A 13,798-nucleotide genomic window follows, 5' to 3' on the forward strand; every position below is an offset into this window, starting at 1 on the left:
CCGCCCCGGGCCCGGGCGGCGCGAAAGCCCGGGGTGGGCGGCCGGCCGGCGCTAGCCGAGCCGCTTGATCATCTCCAGCACGCCGGCCGGCGGCTTGGGCCGGCCGAGGAGCTCGCGGGCTTTGAGCCGGTCCTCCTTGCGGCCGAGCTTTTCCAGGACAAGCCCGCCGTAATATCCGTAGGGCTGGTTCTCGTCCCAGTATCTCAGCGTGTAATCGCGGATGGACTCGCGCAGGGCCGCGGCCTTGTCCTTCTCGCCCATCTTGTCGCGGCAGAGGGCGATGAGATAGTCCTGCATCCGGCTGTCGGGGTGGAAGGGGGCGCCGGTGCCGAGCTTCTCCGGGTAGAGCTTGGAGAGCTCGAAGGCCTGCGCGGCCTCGGCCCAGGCGGCCTTCTTCATGGCCTCGAGGCCGATCCCGACGTGGGCCCGGACGTAGAGCCCGTGGATGTCGCTCGCGCCTTCGTAGGGAAGGGCGGCGACGGCATCGAGGACGGTCGCGGCCTCGTGGGGATCGCCGGCGGAGAGCAGCGCCTCGGCCAGGTCGACCTGGAGCGGGACCTCTGCCGGGAAGTCGGCCGCCGCTTTCCGGGCCGCGCCCAGGGCCTCGGCGGCCTTGCCCTGCCGCAGGAAGCAGGCGGTCAGGGCGTGGCGGGTCCGCCAGGCGGCAGCGTCGATCTCGACCGCCCGCCGGTAGTCCGCGACGGCGCGCTCCGGGTCGGTCTTCTCCAGGAAGGCGCCGCGGGCGATGTAGAACGGCGCGAAATCGGCGTTCTCGATCATCTCCAGGAGGTCGCTCGACTCATCGAGGCGGCCCTTGCCCCAGAGGATCAGGGCCAGGTAATACTTGGGCTTCCAATCCGCCGGCCTGGCGGCCAGGGCCCAGGAGAAGACGGCGATCTCCTCCTCGCGGAATGGAAAGACGAGGAGCGGCGAGGCCGACGAGGCCTTCTCGAGACAGGCGGCGCTCTCGGCCGGGGCGCTCTCGCGCAGGAGATAGGCCAGGGTATAGAGGACCGTCGTCTGGGCCGGGGCCGCCTTCAGGGCTTCGACCGCGTCGGCGTCCAGGCCGAGGCGGCGATAGAACGCGGCCATCTCGAGCCAGGTCTCGTGCGGCAACTCGCTGCGGATCAGGGACTTGCAGGCTTCGAGGTCCCCGGCCTTGCGGCTGTGGAGGTACTTCTCGAAGCGGGCCAGGTGGTCGAGCGGATCGACCTCGAGGAGCCAGGCCAGGACGCGGTTGGCGTCGGACTCGCGGCCGGCCAGGCGGTCGGCCAGGGCCAGGACCTCGAGCGCGTTGATGTTCAGATCGTCGGCGACCAGGGCCTTGAGGGCGTACTCGACCGCGGCCGGATAGTCCTTTTCGACCAGGGCGATCTCGGCCTGCTGGACCCTGGCCACGGCCTCGAACTGCGGCGAGCGGGCCGCCCAGCCGAGGGTCTCCCTGGCGTCGATGAGGCGGCCCAGGCGGCGGGCCGCCACGGCGTAGACGTAATTGGCCTCGGGATCGTACATCGACACGGACAGGGCCCTGCCGGCCAGCTCGAGGGCCTTGGCCGGCTCGCCCCTGCGGGTATAGAGCTCGGCCGCCCGGGCCAGGGCCCGGACATGGAGAGGCTCCGCGGCCGCGGCGGCCAGGTACTTGTCGAGGGCCTCGGGGAGGCGGCGTTCCCGCTCGAGGCCGCGGGCCTGCAGGAACAGGGCCTCGGCCGAGCCGCCCGACGGCGCGCTGAAATGGATCGGCCGCTCGAGGTCGCCGGCGCCGGGCGCGCTCGCGTAGAGGAGCTGGGCGCCCAGCCGGACCTCGAGGGAGGCGCCGGCGGGCGTGCCGGCCAGGGCGACATTCTTCTTCCAGGTCTGCTCGGGCCGGAGGGCGACGCGTTCGCGGAAGATCTCCTTGCCGGCCGCCGTTACGGACAGGTCGCCGGCGAGGGGCCGGATCGCGTAGAGACCGAGATCCAGCGTGTCGCCGCCGCGGACGGCGCTGAGCGCGGCCTCGGGCGTGGCCCTGGTCATGGGCCCGATGCCGCGGTAGGGGAACCAGTGTTCCTGCCAGCGGTCGGCCGAACCCGGGGCGAAATCGCCGTGGTCGGACTGGTTGAGCAGGCGGCCGGCCTGGGGCTCGGTGTACTGGCCGTCCTTGTCGGTCAGCAGGTCGACCCAGATCTCGCCAGAGCGCGAGAGGTCCCAGATCCAGACCTTGCGCCCCGGCATGTCCTCGTAGGGGGACCAATGGCCGAAGCCGGCGTCGGCCTTCTCATACCAGCCGCCGTAGAAATCGGCATACTGGCCGACCGTGAAGTAGCTCTTGGAGCCAGGCGTGGCGTTGTTACGGTACCAGGAGAGGTCGCGGCCGGTCCGGTCGACGGGCCAGGACTCGAGCGGCACGGAATAGTCGTGGCCGATGAACCACTGGCCTGGGAAGATGTACCTGAGGTCGTCGGCGGCCTTGATCGCGGCGCAGGACCAGGCGTAGTAGGACTGGCTGAAGGGCGTCGGGTTGACCCACAGGGCGTGGGTCTCGAACGCGGCGCTGTCCTTGGGCAAGGTCACGGTGACGCTCCAGCGTGTCCGCGAGGCCAGGTCCATGGCGCCGACGACGACGCTGGCGCTGCCGTCGCGGTTCCGCCGGACGAGGTAGTCGACCGGCGTGGCGGTCGTCGGGGCGTGGCCGACGACGCCGAAGTTCCACTCGATGCCGCCCGACGTCCAGGGCCCGCGCATGGCGATCTGGCGGAACTTGAGGACATGGTTCCAATAGAGGAAGTCGCGGCCGGTGGCCAGGTCCCTGGCCCCCCAGACCTTGCCGCCGGCCCCGGGCAGAACGGCGACCTCGACGTAGGGGTTCTTCAGCCGGACGACGGTCCAGGGCCGATCGACGCCCTCCGCTGTGAAGCGGTCGAACATGAAATAGGGATAGAGCCTCGCGCCCTGGCCCCACATCGACGACCGGGCGAATATGGGCACGGGGTCGGGATCGGCGAAGGGGTAGGTCCGGATGGTTTCCGTCTTCTCCTCGGCCGTCGCGCCGGGGGACGAGCCGAGGCGGCAGGCCGCGCCGGCGGCGAGGGCCAGGGCCAGGAGGAACAAGGCGCCGGCGAAAGCGGGCGGAGAGAGCGGGTTTTTCCCGGCGCGATTCCGGATCATGCGAGCCTCCTAATCCTGCGGCGATCTTGTCCCTCCCTTATTATGCGCACGGCGGGCTTTTGTCAACGCCGCTCGGCTAATGGCGTCGTTGGCTCGATCCCCGCGCTTCAGCCGAAAGGTTTCCGCGGCGGGGGGGCAAGGAGCGATATCCCGGGCACGGCCGGGAGAAGGAGTTCGGCCGATGATCCCGGATCGAACCTAGATGTTGATCCGGATCGGCAGGATGACCGTCGTGATCCCTTTCCAGCGCAGCTCCTGCTGGATGGCGAAGGCGGTCTCGTTGTGGAGGATGCGGTTGATCATGCCCGGCCGGCGAAAGACGGTCTGGCCGGCGAAAACAGTGGACTTGGGGAAATCCTTGGTCACCGATTCGCACAGGGCCGTGGCGGTGGCGACGACGTCGATGCCCGCATCGAGGCGCGACTCGGCCGGGAAGCCCAGATGCCGGGCCAGGTCGACGTATTTTTTGAGGGAATCCTTGGTCGCGGCGGTCAGGTGGGCGACGGACTCGGACTCCTTGAACGCGCCGGCGTCCACCTCGGCCACGGAGATGAAAACGAAGTTCTTGTAGAGGCCGGGGAAGCCCCGGATGATCGACAGGAAGGTGTGGACGCCGAAGCCGGAGTAGCCGCTGACCAGCTGGATGGCCGTCATCTCGTTGGGATTGGTCGGGTCGGCGTTATAGTCGCCCCGGTGCGGGATGGCGACGAGCATGTCGTCGAGCTCCCGGACGCCCCGGCGGACCCGGTTGTAGTGGCCCTTGATGGCGTAGCAGAGGGCGATGACGACGGCCGTGATGACCAGGGTCAGCCAGCCGCCGTGGGTGAACTTCTCGATTGTAGTGATGATCAGGATAGTCAGGCAGAGCGTCAGGCCGGTCAGGTGGACCGGCAGGTGCTTCTTCCAGTTCGGCTCCGTCTTCCGGCTGCGGATGAAGAAGCGGGACATGCCCAGCTCCGAGAGCGAGAAGGTCATGAAGACGTTGATCGAGTACATGACGACCAGGGTCGAGATGCGCCCCTTCGAATAGACGAGGAGGGCCAGGGCGGCCCCGCCCATCAGCAGGACGCCGTTCTGCATGGTCAGGCGGTCGGAAAGCGAGGCGAAGCGGTGGGGGAACCAGTAGTCGACGGCCATGTTGCCGATGACCCGGGGCCCGTCGACGAAGCCAGTCTGGGCCCCGACGAGAAGCAGGGCCCCTTCCGCGAATATGGTGACGAGCGCCAGGACGGGCCCGAAGCCCCAGCCGGCGAAGACCTTCTCCGCCAGCACCGCGTTCAGCGTCTTCCCGGCGATGGGCGCGACGCCCAGGAGGAGATAGCAGACGAGGATGCCGCCGGCGGTGACCGCCAGGGACGTCGCCAGGTAGACCATGGTCCGCTTGCCGTTCTGGACGCGGGGCTCGCGCAGGATCTGCAGCCCGTTCGAGACCGCCTCGATGCCGGTGAACGTCCCGCCGCCCATGGAGAAGGCCCGCAGGAACAGGAACAGCACCCCCCAGCCGCCGAGCGCGGCCAGCCCGGACCTGTAGTCCGCGGCGATCCTCTGGGAGACCGGCCCGACCTGGCCGAGGTGGGACAGGAGCCCGTAGCCGATCAGGAGGACATGGGTCACGACGAAGGTCAGGAAGATCGGGGCCAGCAGGGTCACGGATTCCTTGATGCCGCGCAGGTTGATGACGACGAGGAACAGGACGGCTCCGACTTCGAAGACCGTCTTGTACGGCTGCCAGGCCAGCGGGAAGAAGCTGAACAGGGCGTCGCCGCAGGAGACGATCGAGACGGTGATCGTCAGCATGTAATCGACGAGGAGCGCCGCGCCCGAGATGACCCCGAACTTTTCGCCCAGCGTATGCGTCGCGACGATGTAGCCGCCGCCGCCGGACGGGAAATATTCGATGATGCGCGAATAGGCGTAGGAGATGATGAAGACGGTCAGGGCCGTGGCCAGGGCCAGGCCGACGGCCAGGTAGGTGTGCTGGCCCAGGGTCCGAAAGGCTTCCTCCGGGCCGTAGGACGCCGAGGACAACCCGTCGGCGCCGAGCCCGATCCAGGCCAGGACCGGGATCAGGGCGAGCTTATGGAAAAGCGACGGGTCCTTGATGTTGCGGGGCTTGCCGAAGAGCGTCCGCCTGATCCGGCCTCCGATCGTCTTGTTTTCGTCGTTCATATTGGAACCTGGAGGATATTGCGGGGTTATTCGAGGGTTCGATGGGGAAGTCGATTGCGCTTTATTATAGGCGTTCGGCGGCGAAAAGCAAGGGCGGGATCTGCCGTGAGTCCTGCCGGACAGGACGGAGGCAACGGGCTTCCCGATCCGGGCCGGATTGCGGACCATCCGGCCGCCGGCGTCGATGAAGAAGGGACCTGGGAAAGAAGGGAGAAACGAAAAAAAGGCCGGAGGCGGATGACCCGCCTCCGGCCGCATAATCGCGCGTTAGGACGTCTTAGAGCTTGGTCTCCTCGACCGTCTTCTTGACGACGCCGATCGTCTTCTGGAGCATGGCCGTCTCTTCGTCGTTGAGCTTGATCTCGTAGATCTTCTCCATGCCCCGGCCGCTGATCAGGCAGGGCACGCCGATGAACAGGCCCTTGACGCCGTACTCGCCGTCGCACAGGGCCGCGCAGGGCAGGATGCGGCGCTTGTCCTTGAGGTAGGACTCGGCGATGACGATGGCGCTCCAGGCCGGGCTGAAGAAGGCCGAGCCCTTGCCGAAGAGCTTGACGATCTCGGTGCCGGCCTCGCGGGTGCGGGTGGCGAGCCTGTCGATCTGCTCCTTGGTGGCGATCTCGGTCAGGGGCACGCCGCCGACCGTGGTCAGGCGGGGCAGGGGCACCATGTCCGGGCCGTGGCCGCCGAGGACCGTGCCGGCGACGTCGCTGACCGACACGCCTAGCTCCATGGCGATGAAGGCGCGCCAGCGGGCCGTGTCGAGCGTCCCGGCCATGCCGACGACCTGGCTCTTGGGGAAGCCGGTCAGCTTCGAGAACGCGTAGACCATGGCGTCGAGCGGATTGGTGACGATGATGCAGAACGCCTTCGGGGCGTACTGCTTGACCCCCGCGGCCACCTTGGTGATGATATCCAGGTTGACCGCCAGGAGGTCCTCGCGGGTCATGCCGGCCTGGCGGGGCCGGCCGGCCGTGATGATGACGACGTCGGCCCCGGCGATGTCCTTGTAGTCGGAGGTGCCGGTGATCAGGGCGTCGTAGTTGCCGTGGGGGGCCATCTCCATGAGGTCGAGGGCTTTCCCCTTGGCCGGGTTCTCGAGCTCGGGGATGTCGAGGACGACGATGTCCCCGAGCTCCTTCTGGGCCGCGAGCATGGCCAGGATCTGGCCGATCTGCCCGCCGCCGATGAGGGCGATCTTCTTCCGCATGCAACAACTCCTTTATGAGGTTCCGCCCGGATCAGCCCTTGACGAAGGCCTCCCAGGCGTCTTTGAGCTTGGGGTCGCGGACCCAGTCCATGACGTAGTTCGTGAAGTCCTCGCCGGTGGCGCCGCTCGAGCGCCCGGTGACGACCAGCTTCTTCTCGTACTGGCCGGTGATGTCCAGGGCCATCTCCAGGCCCCGGCCGAGCTGCGGGCGGCCGATATGGACGAGGAGCATGGCCGCCGCCCGGATCATGCTGCTGGGATCGGCGTACGCGGCCCGACCCTCGGTGACCATGCGGGGCGCCGAGCCGTGGATGGCCTCGAACATGGCGTAGCGCTGGCCGATGTTGGCGCTGCCGGCCGTGCCCACGCCGCCCTGGAACTCGGCCGCTTCGTCGGTCAGGATGTCGCCGTAGAGGTTGGGCAGGACCAGGACCTGGAAGTCCCGGCGGCGCTTCTCGTCGACGAGCTTGGCCGTCATGATGTCGATGTACCAGTCGTCGGCGTCGATCTCCGGGTAATCCCTGGCCACGCGGTAGAAGCATTCGAGGAACCGGCCGTCGGTCGTCTTGACGACGTTGGCCTTGGTGACGCAGGTGACGCGCCGGCGGCCGTTCTGCCGCGCGTCCTCGAAGGCCAGTCGGCAGATGCGCTCGGCGCCCGGGCCGGTGATGAGCCGGAAGTCGATGGAGATGTCCTCGTCGACGTCGAGGCCGTTGGAGCCGAGGGCGTAGAGATCCTCGGTGTTCTCGCGGAAGAACTTCCAGTCAATGCCCTGCCGGGGGATGCGCACGGGCCGGACGTTGGCGAAGAGGTCCAGCGACTTGCGCAGGGCCACGTTCGAGCTTTCGATGTTCGGCCAGGGATCGCCCTTGCGCGGCGTCGTCGTCGGGCCCTTGAGCGTGACCGGGTACTTCCTGATCTCCTCCAGGACGTCGGCGGGGACGGCGCAGCCGTGGGCGGCCCGGTTCTCGATGGTCAGGCCGCCGATCTCGGCGATGACGACCCGGCCGGAGGCGATCTCCTCCCGGAGCAGGAATTCGAGGACGCGCCGGGCTTCGGCCGCGATGAACGGCCCGATGCCGTCGCCGGGCAGGACGCCTATCTTGAGCGGGGATAGCGACTTGTAATCGATCCAGCCGGGGGCGGACTTGACCGCTTCCATCCGCTTCGCCTGGGCTTCGAGGAGCCGGCCGAAGTGCTCCTTGGCCCTCTTGATCGCGGCGTGGTCCATTTGAGCCCAGATTCTAGCCGTCTTCGGCCGGTAATGCAAGCTTGAAGGGCCGTCGCCTCCAGGAACACCCCAGCGCGCGCGGGCCTCTTCCGGTGGCACTCGTTTTTGATGCACGCCAAGGCCAAGCGGGCGATGATCAACCCAGCCTTCAGTGGATCAGAGCGCCTTGAGCCAGGGGGCTTTGACAAGCGCGCCGGAAAACCGATAAATTAGACGCGCAAAATCGGACGCGAGGAGAGAACAATGCTCGACGATTATCGCCAGATGGAAAAAGACCGGGCCCGGGCGGGGCTGCCGCCGCTGGCCCTGACTCCGGCCGAGGTAGCGGAAGCCTGCCAGGGCCTGGAAACGGCCGGCCGGGACGCGGGCGCGGAGCTCCGCGGCCTGCTCGAGGACCGGGTGCCGCCGGGCGTGGACGCCGCGGCCAAGGTCAAGGCCGAATGGCTGGCCGCCGTGGCCAGGGGAACGATCAAGTCGCCGGCCGTGACCCGGCAGGACGCGGTGGCCATCCTCGGCACGATGCTCGGCGGGTATAACGTCGAGCCGCTGGTGGAGGGCCTGTCCGATCCGGACCTGGCCGCCGCCGCGGCCGGGGCTTTGAAGAAGATCGTCCTCGTCTACGGCCAATTCGACACCATCGTCATGATGTCGGCGAAGAACCCTCACGCCAGGGCCGTCCTCGAATCCTGGGCGGCCGGGGAGTGGTTCCTGTCGCGGCCCGCCTTCCCCGACCTGCTTGTCCTCAAGGTCTTCAAGGTCGACGGCGAGATCAACACGGACGACTTCTCGCCGGCCGGGGACGCCCCGACCCGCCCGGACATCCCCCTCCACGCCCAGTCCATGGGCCGGAAGCGCTTCCCGGGCGGCAACGAGACCATGAAGAAGTTCCGCGACGAGGGCCATCGCGTCGCCTTCGTCGGCGACGTCGTCGGCACAGGCTCGAGCCGCAAGTCGGCCTGCAACTCCCTGATGTGGCACATAGGCGAGGACATCCCCTGCGTGCCGAACAAGAGGCGGGCCGGCGTCGTCATCGGCGGCCTCATCGCCCCGATCTTCTTCAACACGACCGAGGACTCCGGCGGCCTGCCCCTCATGGCCGACGTGACGAAGATGAAGACGGGCGACATGATCACCCTGGACTTCCGGGCCGGCGTCATCCTCGGCCCGGACGGCGCGGAGATCTCCAGGCTGGCCGTCAGGCCGGCGACGCTCAAGGACGAGTTCCGGGCCGGCGGCCGCCTGACGCTCATCATCGGCCGACAGCTGACGGCCAAGGCCCGCAAGGCCCTCGGTCTCGGCGAGCCGGACTTCATCACCACGGTCGAGAACCCCGCGCCCAAGCCGGACCAGGGCTACACCCTGGCCCAGAAGATCGTCGGCCGGGCCTGCGGCGTCGCCGGCGTCCTGCCCGGCACCGCCTGCGAGCCGCACATGACCACGGTCGGCTCCCAGGACACGACCGGGCCGATGACCGCCGACGAGCTCAAGGAGCTGGCCTGCCTCGAGTTCCAGGCCGACCTGTTCATGCAGTCGTTCTGCCATACGGCCGCCTATCCCAAGCCGGCCGACGTCAAGGTCCACAAAACCCTGCCGGGCTTCATGATCGCCCGCAAGGGCGTGGCCCTGAAGCCGGGCGACGGGGTCATCCATTCCTGGCTCAACCGCCTCGTCCTGCCCGATACGGTCGGCACGGGCGGCGACTCGCACACCCGGTTCCCCATCGGCGTCTCGTTCCCGGCCGGCTCGGGCCTGGTGGCCTTCGCCGGCGCCCTGGGCTTCATGCCGCTGGACATGCCCGAGTCCGTCCTGGTCAAGTTCACGGGCCGGCTCAACCCCGGGCTGACCCTGCGGGACGTCGTCAATTCGATCCCGTACTTCGCCGTCAAGAAGGGACTCCTGACGGTCGAGAAGAAGAACAAGAAGAACGTCTTCAACGGCTGCGTCCTCGAGATCGAGGGCCTGGAGGACCTGAGCGGCGACCAGGCCTACGAGCTGACCGACGCCTCGGCCGAGCGCTCGGCCGCCGCCTGCGTCATTTCCCTAAAGGAAGAGCGGGTCGCCGAGTTCCTCAAGAGCAACGCCGCCCTGATGGAGGAGATGATCAAGGAAGGCTACCAGGACGCCGAGACGCTGCGCCGCCGCATCGACGCCTGCCGGGCCTGGCTGGCCAAGCCCGCTCTCCTCAAGCGCGACGCCCGCGCCGAATACAAGGCCGTGCTCGAGATCGACCTGGGCCAGATCACCGAGCCGCTCGTGGCCTGTCCGAACGATCCCGACGACGTTCGACCCCTTTCGGCCGTCGCCGGGGACCCCGTCCAGGAGGTCTTCATCGGCTCGTGCATGACCAACATCGGCCAGTTCCGGGCGGCCGCCAGCATCCTCGACAAGTGCGCCCCCAAGGCCAAGGTCTGGATCACGCCCCCGACCAAGATGGACGCGGCCCAGCTCATGCGCGAGGGCTATTACGCCGCCTTCATCGGCTTCGGCGCGCGGACCGAGATGCCCGGCTGCTCCCTGTGCATGGGCAACCAGGCCCGCGTGGCCGCCGGCACGACCGTGTTCTCCACCTCGACCCGGAACTTCGACCACCGGCTCGGCGACAACACCAGGGTCTACCTGGGCTCGTCGGAGCTGGCCGCCCTGACGGCCCTCCTGGGCCGCGTCCCCGAGGTCGGAGAATACATGGCCGTCATGAAGGAGAAGGTACTGCCCAGGGCCGCCGAGATCTACCGCTACCTCGAGTTCCACAAGATGGGCGACTTCAGCCTGGGATACGTCCGATGATCCGCCTCGACGGGCGCAGGGCCCTGATAACCGGTGGCTCGCGCGGCATCGGCCGGGCCACGGCGGTCCTGTTCGCCCGAGCTGGGGCCGACGTGGCCATCAGCTACGTCAGCAACCGGGAGGCTGCCGACCAGGTCTGCCTGGAGGTCGAGAAGCTCGGCCGCCGGGCCCTGGCTTACAAGGCGGAAATGTCCTCTAAAGCGGACATCGACCGCATGGTCGCCGACATCCTGGCCAAGTGGGGCGAGCTCGACACACTGGTCAACAACGCCGGGATCTGGACCTACTTGGAGATGGGCAAGATGGCGGAGGCCGTCTACCACGAGACGATCGGCGTCAATCTGGACGGCGTCTTCTACGCCATAAATGCTGTGGTCCCGGCCATGAAGGAGCATGGCCGGGGCTGGATCGTCAGCGTGTCTTCGACGGCCGGGGTGCGGGGGGAGGCCCTCCACTCTCATTATGCCGCCAGCAAGGGCGCCCTCCATTCCCTGACCAGGTCCCTGGCCGTGGAACTGGCCCCCTGGGGCATCCGGGTCAACGCCGTGGCCCCGGGCTGGACCGATACCGACATGAGCGCCGGGTCCTTCAGCCAGCCGGGCTTCCGGGAGAAGGTCAGCCAGTCCATCCCCCTGAAGCGCATCCCGCCGCCTGAGGACGTGGCCGGCCCCATCCTGTTCCTAGCCTCCGACCTGGCCCGGCACGTCACCGGGGAGGTCCTGGACGTCAACGGAGGGGCGGTCCTGTGCGGCGGATAGGGGAGCGGCCGCCGGGCTAGCCAAACCGGGGGGAAATTATATCCCCCTTTTTAAGTATTGACACTTTTCAGGCGGATATGGTAATTAAAGCGGGTCAAATGCCCAACAAGCATCTGTCGGTCATCATCGTCCCGCACACCAAGACCAGCACCAGAACGCTGTGCTTTTCCCGTAAAAGGCTGAAATTCATGGGGATCGGCGGCGTCGTCATGGCCGTGGCCCTCCTGGCCATGGTCGTGGACTACACCAGGATGAGCTTCATCAGGGGCCGGTACAAGGCCCTCAAGGCGGAGACGGCCGAACAAAGAACGGCCATCGCCGGCTATGAAAAGTCCATCACCGAGCTCCAGGCCAAGATCTCCAGCCTCGAAAGCTATACCAAGAAGCTCAACGTCATGGCCGGACTGAAGTCGCCCGATGTCCTGACCGCTCCGGCCGGCGTCGGGGGCGGCGGCCCCGAGACGGACGATCCGGAGCCGGCCGGCGGGCCGAACCAGGTCCCGGCAATGAACGCCCCCCAGGCCATAAACCCGGGGACCATCCAGAACCTGAACCGGAAGGCCCAGAGCATCGAAAGCAACCTGAGCAGCCTGGTCAATTACTTCGAGAGCAACAACCTCCGCCTGGCCTCGACCCCTTCGATCATGCCGGTCGCGGGCTGGATCAGCTCGGTGTTCGGCCACCGGAACGACCCGTTCACGGGCGCCTGGGCCATGCATTGGGGGCTTGATATCTCCACGAACATGGGCAACCCCATCATGGCCACGGCCGAAGGCATAGTCATCAAGGTCGAGACGGACCGCTACCTGGGCAAGAACGTCACGATCAGCCACAGCAGCGGCTACTCGACCGTTTACGGCCACATGAGCGGCTTCGCCGTCAAGCCCGGCCAGAAGGTCAAGAGGCGGGATGTCATCGGCTACGTTGGCCAGACCGGCAAGGCGGCCGGTCCGCACGTCCATTATGAGGTCTGGAAGGACGGCAAGCGGATCGACCCCCGGAACTTCCTGCTCGAAGAATAGCTGCCCGTTCTCGCCTTAATCCCCTAATCTGGCTCCTGGAGCGATTCGTGCCCCCAGGGAAAAGGCATAGGCGGACATGACGTTCTTGCCCTCGGGCCGCAACTCCTCGACGAGATAGGCCGTCCCCGCGCCGCAGGCGACCTCGAGGCCGGCCTTGCCCGCCGCCAGGACGGTCCCGGGCGCGGCCCCGGCTTCAGCCGGCTGACGGTCCGGGGATCCGGCCGGCCGGCCGCTGACGATGCCCAGCCGCCTCATCCCGAAAAAGGTGAAGACGCCCGGCCGGCCGGTCAGGGCCCGGACCCTCCGGTCGACGGCCGCGGCCGTGTCCGCCCAGGCGATGCGGCCGTCCTCCTTGCGGAATTTCGGGGCCAGGGTGGCCAGGGCATGGTCCTGGGGGGCGCGCTCGACCCGGTCGATCCGGTCGAGGGTGGAGAGAAGAAGGCTCGCGCCCAGGACGGCCAGCCGGGCTTCCAGGCCCGCGGCGGTCTCGCGCGGCCCCACGGCCGCCGTCTCACGGGCCAGGATGTCGCCCTCGTCCATCCGGTCGTTGAGCTCGATGATGGTCACGCCGGATCCGGCATCGCCGTTTAGGACGGCCCATTGGACGGGCGCCGCGCCGCGGTACCGGGGCAGGAGCGAGAAATGGACGTTGATCGAGTGGTAGCGGGGGAAATAGTGGATGGCCCGGGGGATGATCTGGCCGTAGGCGACGACGACATTGACCTCCGGGGCGGCCGCTTGGATGCGCTCCAGGGCCGCCGCGTCCGACCGGATGCGGGCCGGTTCGATCGTCGGGATGCCCCGCTCCAGGGCGAACGATTTGACCGCCGAAGGCGCCGGCCGGAGGCCCCGGCCGGCGGGCTTATCGGGCTGGGTGACGGCCAGGGCGACGGTGTGGCCGGCCGAAAGAAGCGCCTCGAGGGAGGGAAGGGCCGAGGCGGGGCTTCCGAAGAAAACGATCCTCATGGGGTCATGGCGGAGGCCGCGCTCTTCTTGAGCTTCTTCCTGATCAGCGTCCGCTTCAGGGCCGAGAGCTTGTCGACGAACAGGATGCCGTCGAGATGGTCGATCTCATGGCAAAGGGCGCGGGCCAGAAGGTCCTCGCCCTCGACCTCGACCGTTTTCCCTGCCAGGTCGAGCCCGCGGGCCACGATCCGGTAGGGGCGGGCGACTTTCTCCTTGATGTCGGGGATCGAAAGGCAGCCTTCCTCGCCCAGGACCTCGCCCTCCTTCTCGATGATCTCGGGATTGAGAAGGATATGGAGGGCGTTCTTGTCCTCGCCCACGGAGACGTCGACGACGATGAGCCGCTTGCTGACCCCGACCTGGGGCGCGGCCAGGCCGACGCCCGGAGCGGCATGCAGGGTCTCGACCATGTCCCGGGCCAGGCGGACAAGCTCCTCGGTGACCGCGGAGACAGGCTCCGACTTCCGGGTCAGGATCGGATCGCCGATGATCAGGATCTCGCGCAGGGCCATCT

9 protein-coding genes are annotated in these 13,798 nt (G+C 67.8%); 3 read left to right on the forward strand and 6 right to left on the reverse strand.

Annotated elements, in window-relative coordinates:
• Positions 1-51: 51 nt before the first annotated feature.
• From ABFD52_07520 to ABFD52_07535, 4 genes are all read right to left on the reverse strand, one after another.
• Positions 52-3,144 carry a DUF5107 domain-containing protein gene (locus ABFD52_07520; protein MEN6560606.1) on the reverse strand — a complete coding sequence of 1,031 codons (3,093 nt, stop codon included), beginning with the start codon at positions 3,142-3,144 and terminating at the stop codon, positions 52-54.
• A 198-nt stretch (positions 3,145-3,342) separates the two neighbouring features.
• Positions 3,343-5,313: an APC family permease gene (locus ABFD52_07525; GenBank protein ID MEN6560607.1), complete on the reverse strand. Its 1,971-nt coding sequence runs from the start codon at positions 5,311-5,313 to the stop codon at positions 3,343-3,345.
• Positions 5,314-5,590: 277 nt separating this feature from the next.
• The gene (gene mdh, locus ABFD52_07530; GenBank protein MEN6560608.1) at positions 5,591-6,523 is read right to left on the reverse strand and encodes a malate dehydrogenase; all 933 of its coding nucleotides are present in this window, start codon (positions 6,521-6,523) and stop codon (positions 5,591-5,593) included.
• 31 nt (positions 6,524-6,554) lie between these two features.
• Positions 6,555-7,754: an isocitrate/isopropylmalate family dehydrogenase gene (locus ABFD52_07535; GenBank protein MEN6560609.1), complete on the reverse strand. Its 1,200-nt coding sequence runs from the start codon at positions 7,752-7,754 to the stop codon at positions 6,555-6,557.
• 243 nt (positions 7,755-7,997) lie between these two features.
• Here ABFD52_07535 and ABFD52_07540 point away from each other — a divergent pair, with 243 nt between their 5' ends.
• From ABFD52_07540 to ABFD52_07550, 3 genes are all read left to right on the forward strand, one after another.
• Positions 7,998-10,538 (forward strand): bifunctional aconitate hydratase 2/2-methylisocitrate dehydratase, encoded by a 2,541-nt coding sequence (locus tag ABFD52_07540; protein MEN6560610.1) that lies wholly within the window; start codon positions 7,998-8,000, stop codon positions 10,536-10,538.
• Positions 10,535-11,296, forward strand: coding sequence for an SDR family NAD(P)-dependent oxidoreductase (locus ABFD52_07545; GenBank protein ID MEN6560611.1), 762 nt, complete (start codon positions 10,535-10,537; stop codon positions 11,294-11,296). Before ABFD52_07540 ends, ABFD52_07545 begins: the two co-directional genes overlap by 4 nt.
• Positions 11,297-11,394: 98 nt before the next feature.
• A complete protein-coding gene (locus tag ABFD52_07550) occupies positions 11,395-12,318 on the forward strand; it encodes a M23 family metallopeptidase (protein MEN6560612.1) in 924 nt (307 codons plus the stop codon).
• 15 nt (positions 12,319-12,333) lie between these two features.
• Here the strand turns inward: ABFD52_07550 and fmt are convergent, their stop codons facing one another.
• Together fmt and def are read right to left on the reverse strand one after the other, a co-directional pair.
• Complete coding sequence (gene fmt, locus ABFD52_07555; GenBank protein ID MEN6560613.1) at positions 12,334-13,284, reverse strand: methionyl-tRNA formyltransferase; 951 nt, start codon at positions 13,282-13,284, stop codon at positions 12,334-12,336.
• Complete coding sequence (def, locus tag ABFD52_07560; protein ID MEN6560614.1) at positions 13,281-13,796, reverse strand: peptide deformylase; 516 nt, start codon at positions 13,794-13,796, stop codon at positions 13,281-13,283. Before def ends, fmt begins: the two co-directional genes overlap by 4 nt.
• Between the last annotated feature and the right edge of the window lie 2 nt (positions 13,797-13,798).

This window comes from Acidobacteriota bacterium, assembly GCA_039683095.1.
Taxonomy (GTDB): Bacteria; Acidobacteriota; Aminicenantia; order Aminicenantales; family Saccharicenantaceae; genus RBG-16-66-30.